Here is a 19,297-nt window from a genome sequence, read left to right as displayed (position 1 = left end):
TGCTTTCCTCGTTGTTGATGCTGGTCATGCGTCCGCCGCCTCGCGCAGCAATTCGCGCGCGATGATCAATTGCTGTACTTCGCTGGCGCCTTCATAGATGCGCAAGGCGCGGATTTCGCGGTACAGGCGCTCGACCGGATGGTCGCTGACCACGCCCATGCCGCCGAACAGCTGCACGGCCGCGTCGATTACCTGCTGCGCCGTTTCCGTCGCCGTCAGCTTGGCCATGGCCGCTTCCTTCGTCACCTTGCGGCCCTGGTCGCGCTGCCAGGCGGCGCGGTAGGTGAGCAGCGCGGCCGCGTCGATACCGGTGGCCATCTGCGCCAATTTTGCCTGCGTCAGCTGGAAGTCCGCCAGGGTCTGGCCAAACATCTGGCGCTTTGTCGCGTGGCGCAGCGCTTCATCGAAGGCGCGCCGCGCAAAACCCAGGGCGGCGGCGGCCACCGACGTGCGGAACACGTCGAGGGTCGCCATGGCCACCTTGAAGCCCTGCCCCGCCTCGCCCAGGCGCTGCGACACGGGCACGCGGCAATTGGCAAAGCGCAGGCGCGCCAGCGGATGCGGCGCGATCACGGCGATGCGCTCGGCGACTTCCAGCCCGGGATTGTCGGCGTCGACGATGAAGGCGCTGATGCCGCGCGCGCCGGGCGCCTCGCCCGTGCGGGCGAACACCACGTAAAAGTCGGCGATGCCGCCATTCGAGATCCACGTCTTTTCGCCATCGAGCACATACTCGTCGCCGTCGCGCCGCGCCGCGCACGCCATGGCAGCCACGTCGGACCCGGCCTGCGGCTCGGACAGGGCAAAGGCGGCGATGCGCTTGCCGCTGGCCACGTCCGGCAAATAGCGCGCCTTGTTCTCCAAGCTGCCGAACAGGCCGATGGCGCCGGAACCGAGTCCCTGCATGGCGAAGGCGAAATCGGCCAGGCCGTTGTGGCGCGCCAGGGTTTCGCGCATCAGGCAAATGGCGCGCGTGTCGATCTTGCCATCGGTGCCCGTGGCGTATGTCAGCCAGCCGCCCTGCCCCAGTTGCGCCACCAGCGCGCGGCAAGCCGCATCGACGTCGGCACCATGCGCGTCGTCCAGGTGCTGCGTCGCCCAGGCATCGAGCTCGCGTTCAAGTTCGGCATGATGCGTTTCGAAAAACGGCCAGTCCAGATAGCTCATGTCACGCATGTCAGTTACCCTCGAATTGTGGTTTTTCCTTCGCCACGAAGGCGTGATAGGCGCGGTGGAAATCGTTGGTGGCCATGCAAATGGCCTGCGCCTGCGCTTCCGCCTCGATGGCTTCGTCGACGCCCATGTTCCACTCCTGCTGCAGCATTTTTTTCGTCATGCCGTGCGCGAAGGTAGGGCCGCTGGCCAGGCCGGCCGCGAGCAGCTGCGCCGCCTCGGCCAGCTCCCCGGGTTCGACCAGGCGGTTGAGCCAGCCCCAGCGCTCGGCCTCGGCTCCAGCCAGGGAGCGCCCCGTGTACAGCAGTTCGGCGGCGCGGCCCTGGCCGATCACGCGCGGCAGCAAGGCGCAGGCGCCCATGTCGCAGCCGGCCAGTCCCACGCGGGTAAACAAAAAGGCCGTCTTGCTGCGCGCCGTGCCGAGGCGGATATCGGAGGCCAGCGCCAGCATGGCGCCAGCGCCCGCGCAAATGCCGTCGATGGCGGCGATGATGGGCTGCGGGCAGGCGCGCATGGCTTTCACCACGTCGCCCGTCATGCGGGTAAACGCCAGCAAGCCTGGCATGTCGAGTTTTGTCAGCGGGCCGATGATGTCGTGCACATCGCCGCCCGAGCAGAAATTGTCACCGCTGCCCGTGATGATGACGGCCTTGACGTCGTCCGCATGCGCCAGCGCGCGAAACAGCTCGCGCAATTCCGCATACGAGTCAAAAGTGAGCGGATTCTTGCGCTCGGGCCGGTGCAAGGTCAATGTGGCGACGCCTGCGTCGACGGAAAACAGAAAATGCCGCGCGGCGTAGCCGGCCAGGCTGGCGCGGTTGCCTGGCAGGTCTTGCGGCTGGCCGGGTAAATGGCGCATGGTCAGTCCTTTGGGGGGGTGTTATTCAACTGCTGCTTCATGTGCGACAGCAGGTCGATCAATCGGGTTTTGTCGTCGGGCGTCACGCCGTGCAGCAGTTCCGCGATCCAGCCTTCGTGCACGCGCGCCATCTCGTCGAACGCGCGCCGGCCAGCCGGCGTCAGCTTGACGCTGTACGAGCGGCGGTCCTTCGGATCGACCACGCGCGCCACCAGTTTTTCCTGCTCCAGCTGGTCGGTGATGCCCGTGATATTGCCGCCCGTGACCATCATGCGCCGGGACAGTTCGCCCATGCGCAAGCCTTCGGGAAAGCGTTCAAGCTGCGCCATCAAATCGAAGCGGGGCAAGGTGATGCCGAAGGTGGCGCGCAGGCGCGTGCGCACCTCGTTTTCAATCTTCACCGTGCATGACAGCATGCGCAGCCACAGCTTGAGCGACTGGTGGTGGTCCTGCGTCAGCCTGCTGGCCAGGTCCAGCACGGGTTCGTCCTGTACGGATTCGTCCTGCATGTTATCGGGTTCTTTATCCATGGTCTTCATTCCGTTACATGACTTCGCCGCCGGCGACGGCGATCGATTGTCCATTCATGGCGGCCGACGCGGGCAGGCAGAGCCACGCCACCGCATCGGCCACTTCGCGCGGCTGCACCAGCCGCTGCTGCGGATTGCTGGCCGCCAGTTCCGCGCGCGCCGCGTCTTCGCCGCGCCCCGTCTTGCGCACGATGTTTTGCACGGCATGCGCCACCATGTCCGTTTCCGTGTAGCCGGGGCAGACGGCGTTGACGGTGACGCCGCGCGGCGCCACTTCCAGCGCCAGCGCGCGCGTCAGGCCGATCACGCCATGCTTGGCGGCGACATAGGCGCTGACATAGCGATAACCCTTCAGGCCCGCCGTCGACGCCACGTTGACGATGCGCCCCCAACCCGCTTCCAGCATGCCCGGCATGACTGCCTGGCAGCAGTGGAACACGCCCGTCAGGTTCACGGCCAGCATCTGCTGCCAGATGGCGGCATCCGTCTTGCCGAACGGCGCCGCATGCGCCTGGCCCGCGTTATTGATCAAAATATCGATGCGGCCGAAATGCGCGGCCGCATGCGCAAACCCCGCTTGCACGGACGCTTCCACGGCCACGTCGAGCACGCAGATGGCGACCCGGCCCGCATGGCCCGCCTCTTCCAGCTGCATGCGCGCGCGCGCCAGCCGCTCGCCATCGCGTCCAGCCAGGGTGACCCGCGCGCCCGCATCCAGCAAAGCGCCCGCGCACGCGAAGCCGATGCCGCTGCCAGCGCCCGTCACCAGCGCGTGTTTATCGGCCAATGCGCCGTCCAGTTGTTCCTTGCTCATGTCATCCTTCCAGCAGCCGCGCGGCCACCTGTTGCGGGCTGAGGCCCGTATTGGCGGCGGCCAGTTGCCGCTCGCGCTGCAGATTGCGTTCCAGTTGCTGCTGGCCCGGCCGGTACTGTTTCGGCCACGCTGCGCCTGTCCCTGCGCCTGCACCGCTGTAGCCGATGCGCGCCATTTCCGTCAGGGTCCAGGCCGGGTTGGCCAGGTGCGGCCGGCCCACGGCGCACAGGTCGGCGCGCCCGGCGGCGATGATGCTGTTGGCGTGGTCGGCCTCGAAGATCGAGCCGACGGCCATGCTGGCGATGCCCGCCTCGTTGCGCACGCGGTCGGCAAACGGCGCCTGGAACATGCGTCCGTACACGGGCTGTTCGAGTTTACTCACCTGGCCCGAGGAGCAGTCGATCAAATCGGCGCCCGCCTGCTTGAACAGGCGCGCGATGACGACAGCGTCGTCGGGCGTGATGCCGCCTTCCACCCAGTCGTGGGCCGAGATGCGCACGCTCATCGGTTTATCCTGCGGCCAGGCGGCGCGCATGGCGCGAAATACGCGCAGCGGATAACGGCAGCGGTTTTCCAGGCTGCCGCCATAGTCGTCCGTGCGGCGGTTGGTCAGCGGCGAGATAAAACTCGACAGCAGGTAGCCATGCGCGCAATGCAGTTCCAGCCAGTCGAAACCGGCGACGGCGGCGGCCAGGGTGGCGCGCACGAAGTCCTGTTCGATGCGCGCCAGGTCGCTTTCCGTGGCCGCGCGTGCCGTTTGCGACACGCCGGCCAGGTACTGCTGTTCCGACGCCGAGGTCAAAGGCCAGTTACCGTCCGTCAAAGGCAGGTCGATGCCATCCCACATGGGGCGCGTCGAGCCTTTCGCCCCCGCGTGGCCCAGCTGCAGGGCGATCTTCGCATCGCTGTTCGCATGCACGAAATCGACGATGCGGCGCCACGCCTGCGTGTGCGCTTCGCTGTACATGCCGGGACAGGCGGGCGTGATGCGCGCATCGGCCGATACGCACGTCATCTCGGCAAACACGAGCCCCGCGCCGCCCATGGCGCGCGCGCCCAGGTGCATCAGATGGTAGTCGCCCGCCACGCCATCGACGGCGCTGTACTGCGCCATCGGCGAGACGGCGATGCGGTTTTTCAGCAGCACGCCGCGCAGGCGGAAGGGCGTGAGCATGGGTGGCAAAGCCTCGTCCCGCACAGGTTCTTGCGGAAACACAACGCCAGCCTGCTCGCCCGCGCGCCGCGCCAGCCATTGTTCGTAGCCAGCCACATACGCGGGGTCGCGCAGGCGCAGGTTTTCATGCGAAATGCGCTGGCTGCGCGTGAGCATGGAATAGGCGAACTGCGGCGCCTCCATGGCGCTGTAGCGCTCGACGTTTTCAAACCATTCCATGGAATTGCGCGCCGCGCTCTGGATTTTCAGCACTTCGATGGCGCGCAGCTGCTGGTAGGCGGCCAGCGCGGCAGCCGTCCCGGCATGCTGGCCGAAGCAGCGCGCCAGCTCGATCGCGTCTTCCAGCGCCAGCTTGGTGCCCGAGCCAATGGAATAATGCGCCGTGTGGGCCGCGTCGCCCATCAGCACGACGGGCACGCCCTGCTCGTGATGCACCCATTGGCGGCAAACGATGCGGGGGAAGGTGATCCACTGGGCCGAGCCGCGCAAGTGCGGCGAATTGCTCAGTAAACCGTGGCCATCGAGTTCCTCGGCGAACAGCGCTTCGCAAAAGGCGATACCCTCTTCCTGGCTCATGGCATCCAAACCCGCCGCGCGCCACACGTGTTCCGGCGTTTCGACGATGAAGGTCGAGGTTTCGCCGTCATACTGGTAGATATGCGCCTGGAACCAGCCGTGCGGCGTCTGGCGGAAGGCAAACGTGAACGCCTCGAATTTCTTGCGCGTGCCGAGCCAGACGAAACGGCAATGCCGCTGGTCGATCTCGGGCTGGTAGCTGGCCGCATAGCGCGTGCGGATGCGGCTGTTCAAGCCGTCGCTGGCGATCACCAGGTCGGCGCCATACTGGCGCGCGATGGCCTGGTCGTCCTGCACTTCCGTCTCGAAGACAAGTTCCACGCCAAGTTCCTCGCAACGCGCCTGCAGGATGTTGAGCAGGCGCTTGCGGCCGATGCCGCAAAAGCCATGGCCGCCCGAGCGCACGGTCGCGCCCTTGAAGTGGATCTCGATATCGTCCCAGTGGTTGAACGCCTGCAGGATGGCGCGCGCCGTCGGCTCGTCCGCATTGGCCAGGTTGCCCAGGGTCTGGTCGGAAAACACGACGCCCCAGCCAAACGTGTCGTACGGGCGGTTGCGCTCGATGACGGTGATGCGGTGATGCGGGTTCTGCTTTTTCATGAGCAGGCTGAAATACAGGCCGGCGGGACCGCCGCCGATGCAGACAATATTCATGGGGTGTCCGTGCGAAGTTTGAAGCGCTGCAGCTTGCCCGTTTCCGTGCGCGGCAGGGATGGCAGGAAACGGATGGCGCGCGGGTATTTATAGGGAGCGATCTGCTGGCGCACGAAGTCCTGCAGTTCGGCCGCCAGCGCATCGCTGGCCTGGCAGCCCTCCTTGAGCACCACGTGCGCTTCGACAATCTGGCCACGCTCGGCATCGGCGCGCCCGACCACGCCGCATTCGGCGACGGCCGGGTGGCGCAGCAGCGCCTCTTCCACTTCCGGGCCGGCGATGTTGTAGCCGGCCGAGACGATCATGTCGTCGCTGCGCGAGCGGTAATAGAAATAGCCGTCGGCATCCATCTCGAAAGTGTCGCCCGTCAGGTTCCAGCCGTTCTGCACATACTCGCGCTGGCGCGGGTCGGACAGATAGCGGCAACCGGTAGGGCCTTTCACGGCCAGGCGGCCCGTCACGCCGGGCGGCTGCGGCACGCCGGCATCGTCGACGATGCATGCCTGGTAGCCTGGGATGGCCTTGCCGATGGCGCCGCGGCGGATGCCCTCGCCCGTGGCGGAAATGAAAATGTGCAGCATCTCGGTGGCGCCGATGCCATCCGTCATGGCCAGGCCCGTCGCCGCCTGCCAGGCGTCGCGCGTGGCCAGCGGCAGCGCCTCGCCGGCCGACACGCACAAGCGCAGGCTGCGCAGGTCGTGCTGCGCGGCCAGGGGCGCCATCTGGCGGTAAAAGGTGGGCGCCGTGAAGCAGATGGTGGCCTGATAGGCGCCGATGGCGCGCAGCAGGCCCTCGGGCGTGAGTTTTTCCAGCAGCACGGCGCAAGCGCCAAAGCGCAGGGGAAACAGCAGCAAGCCGCCGAGGCCAAAGGTGAACGCCAGCGGCGGCGTGCCGATGAAGATATCGTCGGCACATACCTGCAGCATGGAGCGGGGAAAGCAATCGCAGATGGCCAGCAAGTCGCGGTGCATGTGCATGGTGCCTTTGGGGACGCCCGTCGTGCCCGAGGTAAAGCTGATCAGGCAGACGTCGTCGGCCGCCGTATCGCACGCGGCAAACGGTGCAGCGTGGGCCGCCATGCGCTGCTCCAGTTCCGCGTCATCGGCGCCAAAGCACAGCATGGCCGGCAAGCCGGGCACGCCATCGAGCTCCGCGCGCAAGCCTTGCGCGCACAACACGGCATTGACTTCCGCCTTGATGATAATCGTGGACAGTTCGCGCGCGCGCAGCAGCGGCATGGTGGGCACGGCGATGCAGCCGGCCTTCAGCACGGCCAGCAGGCAGGCAGCCATCATGGGGGTATTTGCGCCGCGCAGCAGCACGCGGTTGCCGGGGATCAGGCGCAGGTCGGCCCGCAGCACGTGGGCGATGCGGTCGACCAGCTGCGCCAGCTGCGCGTAAGTCCAGCGCTGGCCGTCGGCGAGGATGGCGGTGCGCCCGCCACCGCCACTGGCCACGGCCCCGTCGAGCAGCGCGGCGACGCAATTGAGGCGCGGCGGATACTGCAGCTCGGGCAAGTCAAGGCACAACTGCGGCCAGAGTGCGCGCGGCGGCAAGTGCGCGCGCGCAAAGTCGTCCTGGGGAGATGCGGTGGTAGGCGAAGGGTCGCTGCTCATGCTCATCCTGGCTGATAGCGGGCGCACGCACAAGGCCCGGAAGCAGATACTTTAAACCTAAAGTATTTTTCCAGCAAGCGGAAAACAGCAGATTCAGTCGGCGCCGTCATCCTGGCGCAGCAAGCGCGCCTGCTGCCCCACGCTGCGCGCCAGCGCGGCCAGGGCCGTTTGCATCTGGTCGCCATCGAGCACTGCGGCCTGCAACAGGGCCATCATGCCAGCTTCCGCCCCATGCAAACCCAGGGTGCGGCAACCGAGGTGCAGCCGTTCGAGTTGCTGGCGCGCCTGGGCCGGTTCGCCGCGCGCCAGCAAGGCGTCGACCTGTTCGCTCGCGGCGTCGATCTGTCCCTGGAAGCCCGTCAGATACGCCAGCAGGCGGTCGCTGTCGATGCCCAGCCGCTGCAAGGTGTCGCGCGGCGCCTCGGCCGGCAAGGCCGAGACGTCGAAGCAGGCGTCGATATGCTGGCGCACTTGCTCCGGCTGGAAAGGCTTGACGATGTAGCCGGCGGCGCCGGCCTGCACGGCGTCGCGCACCGTGTCCTGGTCATTGGCCGACGACACGAGCACCAGCGGCATGGCGTCGAGCGCGCTGTCGGAACGGATTTTCTGCAGCAGTTCCATGCCGGACAGGCGCGGCATGCGCAAATCGCAGAAGCACAGCGACGGGCGCAAGCCGCCTTCGAGCTGTTCCCACGCCGCCGCGCCATCCTCCGCTTCCACGATATCGTGCACGCCGCAGCTGTCGATCAGATGCATCAATACCATGCGCGACACGACATCATCGTCAACCACCAGTACTTTCATTGCTTTCTCCATTGGCGGCAGCGTCAAGGTGCCTGGCCGTATTCTACCCAGTTTCGCCGCGCGTTCGATGGCCGGCATTGCCTATTTTACATTTCCTTGCCCGAAACGGCTATTTGCGTCAACAGTGCGCGCAATTGCGGCAAATGCAAGGCCACCTGCGTCCAGCGACCGCCGTCCGCCGCTTCTTCCATTTCCGTGCACAGCATGTGCAGCTGCGTTTCATCGAGATAGGCGGCGCTGCCCTTCAAGCCGTGCAGCAGGCGCCCGGCGTTGTCCTTGTCCTGCGCCGCCAGGGCGGCGTCGAGCTCACGCAAACGTCCCTCCAGGTCGGCGACGAAGGCGACGCGGATGCGCCGTTGCAGTTCGCCGCTGCGAATGGACTGGGCAGGCGCCGCGACGGGAAGCGCCGGCGCGATGCCGAACAGGGCGTCGAGCTCCGCCTGCCCCCGTGACGCGCCGCGCGGCGCGTTCGACGGCATGCGCGGCAACAGGAAACCGCGCTGCAGCTGGCGCTCGATGGCACGCGCCAGCAAGCCATGCAGCACCGCCTCATCGACGGGTTTGCTGAGGAAATCATCCATACCGACGCCAAGATAGCGGCTGCGGTCTTCTTCGCTGGCATTCGCCGTCAGGGCCACGATCATCAATTCCTGATCGCGCACGGGCTGGTCCGGCCAGCCACCCACGCGTATCAAACGCGTCGCCGTGGCGCCGTCCATCTCCGGCATGCGCCCGTCCATCAGGATCAGGTCATAGCGCGTATGCACGCAGGCCGCCACCGCCAGCACGCCGTTGGCGACCACGTCGACCCGGTGCCCCAGTTCTTCGAGCATGACGCGGATGATGATCTGGTTGGTGGGGAAGTCTTCCGCGCACAGCACGCGCAACTGGTGACTGTGCGGCGCCAGCGCCACCTGCGGCATCAGCGGCGGCGCCACGCCATCGGCCAGCGGCAAGGTGAAGGCAAACGTGCTGCCCTGCCCCGGCGTGCTGGCCACCTCGATCTGGCCATCCATCAGTTCGACCAGCTGGCGGCAGATCGCCAGGCCCAGTCCCGTGCCGCCGTAGCGCCGCGTGGTGCTGGCGTCGGCCTGCTCGAATTTCTGGAACAGGCGCGCCATGGCCTCGGCATCGATGCCGATGCCGCTGTCGCTGACCGTAAAGCGGATCAGGTTGACCTTGCGTCCGCCGCTGCCGCTGGCCACGCCGGTCCGCTCGACGGATACACTGACGCCGCCGCGCTGGGTGAACTTGAAGGCATTGCCGACCAGGTTGACCAGCACCTGGCGCAAGCGGGTCGGGTCGCCCACCACGAAGGGCGGCAGGTCGGGCGCGAAATCGATGGCGAAACCGATGCTGCGCGCGGCCGCCTGCTCCTCGAACAGGGTGACGACCGTCTCGATCGCCGCGCCGAGCGCGAAATCGATGTTTTCGATACTCAGCTTGCCCGCCTCGATCTTGGAAAAATCGAGCAAGTCATTGATGATCACGAGCAGCGACTGGGCATTGGCCTGGCCGCGCAAAATCTGCTCGCGCGTGGCGTCGTGCAGCTGCTCGTCGCGCAAGGCAAAGCCCAGCATGCCGATCACGCCGGCCAGCGGCGTGCGCATCTCGTGGCTCATATTGGCCAGAAATTCCGACTTCTGGCGCGTCGCATCCTCGGCCTTGCGCTTGGCCTGGCGCAGGCTTTCCTCGTTTTTCGTCAGGCTGCTGTTCACTTGCGCCAGCTTTTCCGACTGGGCCAGCACTTCGATTTCCTTGCTCTGCAACTCCGCCGTGCGTTCGCTGACCTGTTTTTCCAGTTCATTCTGTTGATGCCTCAGCGCGCGCACGCGCTGGCGGTACGCGCCATAGATGGCGCCCAGCAGCAGCGCCGCCATCAGCGTGCGGAACCACCAGGTTTTCCAGAACGGCGGCAGGATCGTGATGGCCAGGGTGGCGCCGCTCTCGTTCCACACGCCGTCCTTGTTGGCCGCCTTGACGCGAAACACGTAGTTGCCGGCATCGAGGTTGGTGTACGTGGCAAAGCGCCGCCGCGCATCCGTCATGACCCAGTCCTGGTCGAAGCCTTCGAGCCGGTAGGCGAACATGTTGCGCTGGGGCGCGGCGAAATGCAGGGCCGCGAATTCCAGCGAAAAGACGCTTTCGCGGCTGGTCAGCACCAGCTGGCGCGTATGATCGATGGCCGTCCTGAGCACGTGCGCAAACTCGCCGCGGCCGATGGCCACCGGCTTGTTGAAGATTTGCAGCTCCGTGATGGCCACCAGCGGCGGCACGCGGTTGTCGTGGATATCCTGCGGCACGAACGCCGTCATGCCGTTAAAACCGCCAAAATACATGGTGCCGTCGGACGCGCGCAGGGCCGCGCCATCGAAGTACGAGCCTTCCACCGTACCATCGGCACTGTCGTAGTTGCGAAACAGGCCGCTGCGCATGTCGAGCCGCGTGATGCCGCTGTTCGTACTTAGCCACAGCTGCTCGTTGTCGTCGCCGAGGATGCTGGCGACGGCGTCGTCGGCCATGCCATCCTTGCGCACGAAGCGCCGGAAGCGGATCTCGCCCTTCGCGTCGACGTCCATGCGGTTCAAGCCATTGGCCGTGCCCACCCACAGCACGCCGCGCTTGTCTTCGTGCAGGAAATGCACTTCGTCGTGGCTCAGACTCTGCGGATTTTGCGGATCGTGGCGAAAATGGCGGAAGTGGCCGCTGGCGCGGTCCAGCAAGTCCAGGCCGTGGAAGGAACCGATCCACAAGCGCCCCTTGCCGTCTTCCAGCACGGGCCGCACCATGTTGTCGGACAGGCTGTTCGGGTTGGCCGGGTCGTGGCGGTAGGTGGTAAAGCGCTTGGTAACAGGGTCGAAGCGGTGCACGCCGCCCCGCGTCGAGACCCACAGCATGCCGCTGCGGTCGCTCACGATATTGCGGATCGTGTCGCTGTTCGGGTCTCCGGCGGCAAAGCGCATGGTAAAAAACCGCCCGAGGGCCGGATCGAAGCGGTGCAAGCCCGTCGAGCCGCCCACCCACAACACGCCGTCCGGCGCCTTGTACAGGGTGGTGACCTGCTCGTCGCGCGACATGCCGGGCGAGCTGCGCAGGTCGAACAGCCGCGAGCTGCCATCGCGCGTGTCGTACAGTTTCAGGCCGCCCTTGGTGGCCAGCCACAGCTTGCCATCGCCCGCGTCAGCCACGGCACGCACTTTCTTGTCCGCCAGCGCACCCACGTCGCCGGGTGCGCGTGCCATGCGCGAAAAGCCGCCACTACCCAGGTCGACCCGGCTCACGCCGCTGTACCAGGAACCGACCCAGAAGGTGCCGGCGCGGTCGCGGTACAGCGACGACAGCTGGTTGTCGGCGACGCTGAATTTGTCGCCCGTCTGGTGCCGGTATTGCAGGAAGGTGTCGTTCCCTGGCAGCCAGCGGAACAGGCCATCGGCATTGCTGCCCAGCCAGACGGTGGCGTCGACATCCTGGTACAGGCTGGCCACGCGGATGGCGGAAAAGCCATGTTTCTCACCGAAGCGCACGCGCGACTGCGGCGCCTCGCCAGCACCGCCCAGGCGCCAGCGCTCTGCACCCGCCATGGTGCCGATCCACAGGTTCTGCTGGCGGTCGATCAGCAGCGACTGGATCACGTTGTACTTCGAACCGGGCTCCGCGTCGACGGCGAAATGCTCGAAGCGCTCGCTGCCCGGCGCCAGCATGTCCAGGCCCGTTACCGTGCCGATCCACAGGCGCTGCTGCGCGTCCAGCGCCAGCGCCTTGATTTCATTGTCGCCCAGGCTGTGCGGGTTGCCTTCTTCATGGTGCCAGGTGCGGAAGGCGCCCGTGGCGGGGTCGAAATGCTGCAAGCCGTCCGAAGTGGCGATCCAGAAGCCGCGCGCGCCATCGTCGAGGATGGCGTGGATATGCCGGTTACCGTTGCCGCGCTTGCTCTTTTCGGCCGGGACGTAATGGATGAAGGTCTGACTGGCGGCGTCGAAGCGGTCCAGTCCATTGTCGGTACCGACCCACAACTGGCCCTGGCTATCGACATGCAGCTCGCCCACCCAGTTGTCGGCCAGGCTGGTCTTGTCGCCCTCGATATTCTTGTAGACGACCATGCGGTAGCCGTCGTAGCGGCTCAGGCCAGACTGGCTGCCGAACCACATATAGCCCTGCCGGTCCTGGGCGATGGCCAGCACCGATTCCTGCGCCAGGCCCTGGTCGACGCCGAGCTGGTCGAAACGCAGGGTGGGCGCAGGCGCCGCCGCGGCCGGGACGCCCAGCAGCAGAATTAACAGTAAGGCAACATCGAAAACACGTCGAAATACCAGCACAATCGTCCTGTCAAAAAAAACGCGAAAAACCCGCACGCCGCTCCAAGGGCCGTCTCAGGAACCAAAGAACGCCAGGACATCATCCTTGCGGGCTTGCGTATCGCGCTGTCCAAGACGGATCAACTCGTTAGTATACGTCGATTCGAACAATAAATACGATGCCAGCGCCGCGCCGCGCGCTTCGGCCGCGCCGATGCCCGACAACATGGTGCGGATGGGACGCGGCAAACTGCCGATATGCCGGCTGGCGATGGCGTCGAGCCGCTCCGACGGCGCGATGACCAGCAACTCCACCGGCCGCAAGGCCGTCTTGCCCAGCAATTCGGGCGGCAGCATCGACAGGGTCAGGTTGATGCGGTTCAGGCGTTCGATGTCGACGGCCAGGCCATCGAGGAAAATCGACGACAGCGCATGGCCGGCGATCTGCGCCAGGCTCGGGTAGCGCGCCGCTTCGGACGCGGCGGGTGCCGGTTCCGTCATGCGCCCCGCGCCCACCACCAGCACCTTGTTCGCGCCCAGGTGGATGGCCGGCGAGATCGGCGCCAGCTGGCGCATGGAACCGTCGCCGCAGTATTCACGCTGGCCGCCCACGTACAGGGGCACGGCAGGGAAGATGAAAGGGATGGCGGCCGAGGCGAGCAAGTGCTCCACGCCGATCTGGTCCGGCAGGGCCAGGCGCTGCGTGCGCACCCAGGGCGCGATATCCTCGGCCGTCTGGTAAAACGTCATGTGGCGGCTGCCCGAGTACGACGACGCCGTCACGGCCAGCGCATGCAGCAAGCCATCGGCCAGGGCCGCGTCCAGGCGCGGCAGGTCAAGCATGCGGTGCAGCAGGCTGACCAACGGGGTATTGTCGAGCAGGGAACTGGGCGGCGACGCATGCCACTGGCGCAGCAGCCAGCCGAACGACAGCAACGACAGCCAGCGCGCGCCCGAGCGGATCACGCCCAGCGAATCGGCGCGGTAGACTTGCTCGACCTCGATGTGCTGCCACACGTCGAGCAGCTTTTGCACGCCTTCGCCGAAATTATCGGCACGGCAGGCCAGCGCCGTGGCGTTGATGGCGCCGGCCGAAGTGCCGCAGATGATGTCGAACGGGTTGCGCGCCGGCGCCCAGCCCGCCTCCCACAGAATCGCTGAAATCGCCTGCAGCACGCCCACCTGATAGGCGGCACGGGCGCCTCCTCCCGTGAGTATCAAGCCTGTTTTATTTTGCATTCCCATGCCGGCAGATTAGCAGGGTCTGGATGCTTTGTGGAAAAGTTTAGGGCTAATTAATCGCCCCGAACCATTCCCTCTCTTCTCGGATCCGCCCCGCCAAACCAGAAATCCTTGCCGTGCGCGTTCAGACGCATGATGCCCTGCAGGCCGGAATTCTGTTCGATCACGCGCACCTCATGGCCCATCGCCTGCAGCGCCTCGACTTGCGCGGCCGGCGCACGGCCCTTTTCCAGTTCCGTCGGACCATTGCGGCTGCCGAAGTTCGGCAGGCTGATCGCCTGTTGCACATTCAGGCCCCAGTCCATGGTGCCGACCAGGACCTTGGCGACATAGTTGATGATGGACGAACCGCCGGGCGAACCCGTCGCCAGCACCAGCTTGTGCGTGCCCTTCTCGAATACGAGGGTGGGCGACATGGCGCTGCGCGGACGCTTGCCCGCTTCGACCCGGTTGGCGATGGGGCCGTCGGCATCGCGCGAATCGAACGAGAAATCCGTCAGCTGGTTATTCAGCAAAAAGCCGTCGACCATCTGGCGCGAGCCGAACGCGTCTTCCACGCTGGTGGTCATCGACAGGCCGCCCCCAAAAGCATCGACGGCCACCAGGTGCGAGGTCGACGGGCGCTGCAGCGCGTTGTCCATGCCCCACGCCACCTGCATGCCGGGCGGCGTGCCGGGCAAGGCGCGGCCCATGGATTTGTCACCGATCAGCGAGGCGCGCTGCGCCAGATAGGTTTTATCGAGCATCGAGGCGATACCGTTGCCGGGCAGCGGCACGAAGTCCGTGTCGGCCACGTAGCGGTTGCGGTCCGCGTAGGCCAGGCGCCCCGCTTCCGAGAACAAATGGATCGCCTGCGCATCGAGCACGCCGTCGACGGGCGCATACGGGCGGATATCCTTCACTTCCAGCATGCCCAGCATCTGCGCGATGGCGATGCCGCCCGACGATGGCGGCGGCATGCCGCACACGGTCCATGCCTTGTAATCGCTGCAGACGGGTTCGCGTACCTTGGCCCGGTAGCCGGCGATGTCCTGCGCCGTCAGCTTGCCAGGATTGGTCGGGTGCGACGCCACCTTGGCGGCGATGTCGCGCGCGATGCGGCCGCTGTAAAACGCGTCGGCGCCGCCACGCGCGATCTCGCGCAGGGTGCGCGCCAGCTGCGGGTTTTTCAGCACGTGGCCGACGGGCCAGGCCTTGCCGTCCTGGTCATAGAAATAGGCGGCGGCGACAGGGTCGCGCTTCAATGCCTGGTCCCAGTTCAACAAGCCGTTGAGGCGCTGGCTGACGGGAAAGCCGCCGTGCGCCAGCTTGATGGCGGGACCGAACAGGGTCGCCCACGGCAGCTTGCCATGCTCCTTGTGCGCCAGTTCCAGCATGCGCAGCACGCCCGGCGCACCCACGGAACGCCCGCCCACCACGCCCGTGGCGCGCGAGACGGGACTGCCGTCCGCATTCTGGAACAGGTGTTCATCGGCGGCGGCAGGCGCCGTTTCGCGTCCGTCAAACGCCTGCACGCCCTTGGTCGTGGAATACAGAAGGAAAGCGCCGCCGCCGATGCCCGACGATTGCGGTTCGACCAGGGTCAGCACCAGTTGCGTGGCGATGGCCGCATCGATGGCGCTGCCGCCCTTTTTCAGCATCTGATAGCCGGCATCGGCGGCCAGCGGATTGGCGGCGGCGACCATGAATTTCTGTGCCGCCCAGCCCGATTTTTCCGCATACGCGGTAGCGATTTCCGGCGCCTTTTGCGGCACCTCGGCAAATACGGGACTGGCAGCGAGGGCTCCCAGCAAGGTCAGGCTCAGCGCCAGCGGCTTCAATGTGATCATGGATTCTCCGATAAAAAAAGGGCGCACAGCCAGGCAAGGCTGTACGCCCCATACGGGGGTATCCTACATCAAATCGCGCCAGGCTTATTTGGGCTGCATGCGGATAGCGCCATCTAAACGTATTGTCTCGCCATTGAGCATGACGTTTTCCACGATGGCTTTCACCAGTTGCGCGTACTCTCCGGGCTTGCCCAGGCGCGAAGGGAACGGCACCATCTTGCCCAGCGCGTCCTGCACTTCGGCCGGCATGCCGAGCAGCATCGGCGTTTCGAAAATACCGGGCGCCACCGTCATCACGCGGATGCCGTTGCGCGACAGGTCGCGCGCCATCGGCAGGGTCAGGCCCACCACGGCCGCCTTCGACGACGCATACGCGGCCTGGCCGATCTGGCCATCGTAGGCCGCCACGGACGCCGTGTTGATGATGATGCCGCGCTCGCCCTCGGCCGTCGCATCCTGTTTCGCCATGGCGTCGGCCGCCAGGCGGCACATATTGAAGGTGCCCACCAGGTTGATGTTGACGACCTTCTGGAACAGGGCCAGCGGATGCGGGCCATCCTTGCCCACGGTTTTCACGGCAGGCGCCACGCCGGCGCAGTTGACCAGGCCGCGCAAGGTACCCAGTTGAGTTGCCGCGGCCACCACGGCCAGGCCGTCTTCTTCCGACGTCACGTCGCACTGCACGAACACGCCGTTCAACTGCGCGGCCAGCGCCTGGCCCGCCTCAGTCTGCACGTCGGCCAGCACGACCTTGCCGCCGGCTGCCGTCAGCATGCGCGCCGTGGCCGCGCCCAGGCCCGATGCGCCGCCCGTGATGATGAATACATTGTCCTGAATCTGCATGAAATCTCCTGAGTGGTAAGGGCCGTGTTCCCGGCGCCTGATAGTTACATGGTGCCATAGTTACGTTTACGTAAACGTAATGTCGGCGACAATTGTAGCCATTTTTGAGCGCACCGAGCGAAAACTTGCAACGCTGGCGCATGGAAAGGTTAAAAACACTGGATGAAAGCACCGTTGCGGTGGCAGATGCGCCCGTTCGCATCGAGCGTGGCGTTGCCCGCGCCGTTGTAGCGCGCGCCTGCCGCATCGCGGCAACCGCCTGTATCGCAGGAACCGATGGGCTGCGGCGCGCGCGGCATCGGCACGGCCGGGCTGGGCGGCAGGGGCGCCATGGGCACGACCGGTGGCGCAGGCTGCGCCGGCATGCGGCCGATCACCTGCGCCACGGAACGGCGCGGCTGCACGGGCGGCGCCGGGCGGCATGGCTCCACGGCCAGCTTGCCGCTGTCGCGCGGGTCGAGCTGGCACACGGGCAGTTGATCGAGTGCCGCCGGCTCCTGCGCCCATGCATGGCCGCCAGCGAGCAGGATGGCGCAAGCCAGCGCCGGTATGGTTTTTATCATCGTCTTCATGCCACCTCCCCAAGCATCGATCTTACCGCTTTCATTATTGGCACACACGACGCCAGATACCATGCACATGCTGCAACGGTGTTTTATTTCCTTTCATCACTTTCTTTCTTGCTAGCATGGCATTACAATAAGAACGATTCTTATTCTCATTCGTAAAATGAGAGCGCAGTTTGTTCTCTTTTCATTCATTCATACCCGAGCCACCCGGAAGGCAGCCAGGAAATAACAACATCCGGAAAGTTCACCATGACCAAGCGTAGTCCCGCCTTCGCAACCTTCGTAGCTCCTGTCGCCACTCCCGTCCGCGCCCATTCCGCCGCCCTGCTCCTGCCCTGTCTGCTGTCGCTGGCCGTCAGCAGCGCCTGGGCCGAAGGCAATGTGGCCGCCGATCCCACCATGAACACGGTAGTCGTCACCGCGTCCGGCACGGCCATCGATATCAAGGATGCGCCGGCCAGCATCAGCGTCATCACGCGCGAGGAAATCGAGCGCCAGCCCGTGTATGACCTCAGTACCTTGCTGCGCCGCATCCCCGGCGTGACGGGCGGCACCGGTCCCGAAGGCGAAGCGTCGAAGATCAAGCTGCGCGGCTTGCCCGACAAATACACCTTGATCCTGGTCGATGGCAAGCGCGTGGGCAGCTCGGCTGACACGGCTTACCGCCCGGACCTGGGCCGCCAGGACTTGAACTGGATTTCGCCCGACATGATCGAACGCATCGAAGTGGTGCGCGGACCCATGTCCTCGCTGTACGGCTCGGACGCCATGGGCGGCGTGATCAACATCATCACGCGCAAGGTGCCGGGCAAGTGGAACGGCTCGGCCACGGCCAACTACACGCAGCCGCAGGACAGCGGCCGCGGCACGGCGCACCAGCTGGGCGTAAACCTGGCCGGCCCCCTGTCGGACACGGTCGGCATGCGCCTGGGCGTGAGCCAGACGCGCCAGAATCCCGATGAAAAATTCTTCGACAAAGCGGGCAGCATGGGCGGCGAACGCAACCAGACTGTCTCGGGCCAGCTGACCTGGGCGCTGAGCAAGAAACAGAACCTGTCGCTGGACGCCAGCTATGGCAGGCAGGAAGCCAGCACTTCGAGTGCGCGTGATGCGGACGGCGAACCGCTGGTCGACAGCTGGGGCGCCAACAAGCTGATACGCAAGAGCGTCAGCCTCGGCTACGAAGGCCGCTGGGACTTCGGCAAGACGACGGTCAACCTGTATCACAATGACTTCGATAACCAGGACGTCGGCACGGTGGCGAAATCCAAGGACAGCACCCTCGATGCCAGCCTGGAAAAACGGCTCGGCTGGGGCGGCATCGAGCAGATGCTGGTGATGGGCGGCCAGTGGAAGCACCAGGAACTGACGAACACGAATACCATCGGCACCGTGCCCACCGATTACCTGGGCAACACCGTGAGTGGCGCGACCTTGTCCGGCACCACTTCGGCCCTGTTTGCGGAAGATCAGCTGTTCCTGCGCGACAACCTGACGGCCACGGCCGGCCTGCGCCTCGATCACCACAGCAAGTTCGGCAACCACTACAGCCCGCGCCTGTACCTGGTGTACCATCCTGCCCCCGCCTGGACCATCAAGGGTGGCGTCTCGCAAGGCTTCCGCGCCCCGAGCCTGAAGGAAAACTCGCCAGCGGCAGCGACCAACTCGGCCGGACGCGGTTGCGGCAGCCTCAAACCGCTGGGCTACATCACCGGTTCCTGCTACATGGCCGGCAATGCGGACTTGAAGCCGGAAACGAGCACGGCCGGCGAGATCGGCGTGGCGTGGGAACAGAATGGCTGGGACGTGGGCCTGACCTACTTCCACACGGATTTCAAGAACAAGATCGACTATGCGCCGCTGGGCTTTTACCAGCAGCGCTGGTGGACCAAGATGACGAATATCCAGAAGGCGCGCACCAGCGGCCTGGAAGCGACGGCCACCATCCCGCTGACGAAAAACCTGAACTGGCGTAACAACGTGACCTACATGGCGGAAGCGAAAAACCTGACCACGGGCGCCAACCTGCTGTCCACGCCAAAACTGTCGTGGTACTCGGCGCTGGGCTGGCAAGTCAACGACCAGCTGTTCGGCGAAGTATCGGCCCAGTACACGGGCAAGGAACTCGATGCGGGCAAGCTGGCCGACAAGGCCTACACCATCGTCGACACCGTCGTGTCGTACAAGGTCACGCCGCAGTGGACCGTGCGTGGCGGTGTGCAAAACCTGTTCAAGAAGGGGCCGATGGCCGATGGACTGGTCGACTATTATGTGCCGGGACGGCGCATGTTTGTCGGCCTGACGTCGCGCTTCTGACGT

At 65.6% G+C, this 19,297-nt stretch carries 13 protein-coding genes; 1 reads left to right on the top strand and 12 read right to left on the bottom strand.

Annotated features, from left to right (window positions below; all coding sequences use genetic code 11):
• Window positions 1–24: 24 nt before the first annotated feature.
• The 12 genes from AC3IQ7_RS08445 to AC3IQ7_RS08390 all read right to left on the bottom strand — a co-directional run bounded on the left by AC3IQ7_RS08445 (window position 25) and on the right by AC3IQ7_RS08390 (window position 16,981).
• Complete coding sequence (locus AC3IQ7_RS08445; protein WP_489208980.1) at window positions 25–1,176, bottom strand: acyl-CoA dehydrogenase family protein; 1,152 nt, start codon at window positions 1,174–1,176, stop codon at window positions 25–27.
• Window position 1,177: 1 nt separating this feature from the next.
• Window positions 1,178–2,032, bottom strand: a complete 855-nt coding sequence (locus tag AC3IQ7_RS08440; RefSeq protein WP_099378946.1) for an enoyl-CoA hydratase family protein — start codon at window positions 2,030–2,032, stop codon at window positions 1,178–1,180.
• Between the two features lie 2 nt (window positions 2,033–2,034).
• Window positions 2,035–2,562, bottom strand: coding sequence for a MarR family winged helix-turn-helix transcriptional regulator (locus tag AC3IQ7_RS08435; protein ID WP_489208978.1), 528 nt, complete (start codon window positions 2,560–2,562; stop codon window positions 2,035–2,037).
• Between the two features lie 13 nt (window positions 2,563–2,575).
• Window positions 2,576–3,376 (bottom strand): SDR family NAD(P)-dependent oxidoreductase, encoded by an 801-nt coding sequence (locus tag AC3IQ7_RS08430; protein WP_489208976.1) that lies wholly within the window; start codon window positions 3,374–3,376, stop codon window positions 2,576–2,578.
• A gap of 1 nt (window position 3,377) precedes the next feature.
• Window positions 3,378–5,780, bottom strand: a complete 2,403-nt coding sequence (locus AC3IQ7_RS08425) for a bifunctional salicylyl-CoA 5-hydroxylase/oxidoreductase (RefSeq protein WP_489208974.1) — start codon at window positions 5,778–5,780, stop codon at window positions 3,378–3,380.
• Window positions 5,777–7,396, bottom strand: a complete 1,620-nt coding sequence (locus AC3IQ7_RS08420) for an AMP-binding protein (RefSeq protein WP_489208972.1) — start codon at window positions 7,394–7,396, stop codon at window positions 5,777–5,779. Before AC3IQ7_RS08420 ends, AC3IQ7_RS08425 begins: the two co-directional genes overlap by 4 nt.
• 93 nt (window positions 7,397–7,489) lie before the next feature.
• Window positions 7,490–8,200 carry a response regulator gene (locus AC3IQ7_RS08415; protein WP_099378942.1) on the bottom strand — a complete coding sequence of 237 codons (711 nt, stop codon included), beginning with the start codon at window positions 8,198–8,200 and terminating at the stop codon, window positions 7,490–7,492.
• An 86-nt stretch (window positions 8,201–8,286) separates the two neighbouring features.
• On the bottom strand, window positions 8,287–12,516 hold the full coding sequence (locus tag AC3IQ7_RS08410; protein ID WP_489208969.1) for a hybrid sensor histidine kinase/response regulator: 4,230 nt from the start codon (window positions 12,514–12,516) through the stop codon (window positions 8,287–8,289).
• Between the two features lie 54 nt (window positions 12,517–12,570).
• On the bottom strand, window positions 12,571–13,740 hold the full coding sequence (locus AC3IQ7_RS08405) for a patatin-like phospholipase family protein (protein ID WP_034751717.1): 1,170 nt from the start codon (window positions 13,738–13,740) through the stop codon (window positions 12,571–12,573).
• Window positions 13,741–13,790: 50 nt separating this feature from the next.
• Complete coding sequence (ggt, locus tag AC3IQ7_RS08400) at window positions 13,791–15,566, bottom strand: gamma-glutamyltransferase (RefSeq protein WP_099378941.1); 1,776 nt, start codon at window positions 15,564–15,566, stop codon at window positions 13,791–13,793.
• Between the two features lie 84 nt (window positions 15,567–15,650).
• A complete protein-coding gene (locus tag AC3IQ7_RS08395) occupies window positions 15,651–16,409 on the bottom strand; it encodes a 3-hydroxyacyl-CoA dehydrogenase (RefSeq protein WP_489208966.1) in 759 nt (252 codons plus the stop codon).
• A gap of 149 nt (window positions 16,410–16,558) precedes the next feature.
• Window positions 16,559–16,981 carry a hypothetical protein gene (locus AC3IQ7_RS08390; RefSeq protein WP_233516206.1) on the bottom strand — a complete coding sequence of 141 codons (423 nt, stop codon included), beginning with the start codon at window positions 16,979–16,981 and terminating at the stop codon, window positions 16,559–16,561.
• A 246-nt stretch (window positions 16,982–17,227) separates the two neighbouring features.
• Between AC3IQ7_RS08390 and AC3IQ7_RS08385 the strand changes: the two genes are divergently transcribed.
• A complete protein-coding gene (locus tag AC3IQ7_RS08385) occupies window positions 17,228–19,294 on the top strand; it encodes a TonB-dependent receptor domain-containing protein (RefSeq protein WP_489208964.1) in 2,067 nt (688 codons plus the stop codon).
• The last annotated feature ends 3 nt before the right edge of the window (window positions 19,295–19,297 follow it).

Source organism: Janthinobacterium sp. GL_088 (genome assembly GCF_057837845.1).
Note: the sequence above shows the minus strand (reverse complement) of the source record. Positions and strands in the feature narration are given on the sequence as shown.

What these genes read in the sequence shown, in the direction of transcription:
- ggt (WP_099378941.1), bottom strand. Translation starts at nt 15,566, where the DNA reads ATGATCACATTGAAGCCGCTGGCGCTGAGCCTGACCTTGCTGGGAGCC.
- AC3IQ7_RS08405 (WP_034751717.1), bottom strand. Translation starts at nt 13,740, where the DNA reads ATGGGAATGCAAAATAAAACAGGCTTGATACTCACGGGAGGAGGCGCC.
- AC3IQ7_RS08430 (WP_489208976.1), bottom strand. Translation starts at nt 3,376, where the DNA reads ATGAGCAAGGAACAACTGGACGGCGCATTGGCCGATAAACACGCGCTG.
- AC3IQ7_RS08425 (WP_489208974.1), bottom strand. Translation starts at nt 5,780, where the DNA reads ATGAATATTGTCTGCATCGGCGGCGGTCCCGCCGGCCTGTATTTCAGC.
- AC3IQ7_RS08415 (WP_099378942.1), bottom strand. Translation starts at nt 8,200, where the DNA reads ATGAAAGTACTGGTGGTTGACGATGATGTCGTGTCGCGCATGGTATTG.
- AC3IQ7_RS08435 (WP_489208978.1), bottom strand. Translation starts at nt 2,562, where the DNA reads ATGGATAAAGAACCCGATAACATGCAGGACGAATCCGTACAGGACGAA.
- AC3IQ7_RS08445 (WP_489208980.1), bottom strand. Translation starts at nt 1,176, where the DNA reads ATGCGTGACATGAGCTATCTGGACTGGCCGTTTTTCGAAACGCATCAT.
- AC3IQ7_RS08420 (WP_489208972.1), bottom strand. Translation starts at nt 7,396, where the DNA reads ATGAGCAGCGACCCTTCGCCTACCACCGCATCTCCCCAGGACGACTTT.
- AC3IQ7_RS08385 (WP_489208964.1), top strand. Translation starts at nt 17,228, where the DNA reads ATGACCAAGCGTAGTCCCGCCTTCGCAACCTTCGTAGCTCCTGTCGCC.
- AC3IQ7_RS08440 (WP_099378946.1), bottom strand. Translation starts at nt 2,032, where the DNA reads ATGCGCCATTTACCCGGCCAGCCGCAAGACCTGCCAGGCAACCGCGCC.
- AC3IQ7_RS08395 (WP_489208966.1), bottom strand. Translation starts at nt 16,409, where the DNA reads ATGCAGATTCAGGACAATGTATTCATCATCACGGGCGGCGCATCGGGC.
- AC3IQ7_RS08390 (WP_233516206.1), bottom strand. Translation starts at nt 16,981, where the DNA reads ATGAAGACGATGATAAAAACCATACCGGCGCTGGCTTGCGCCATCCTG.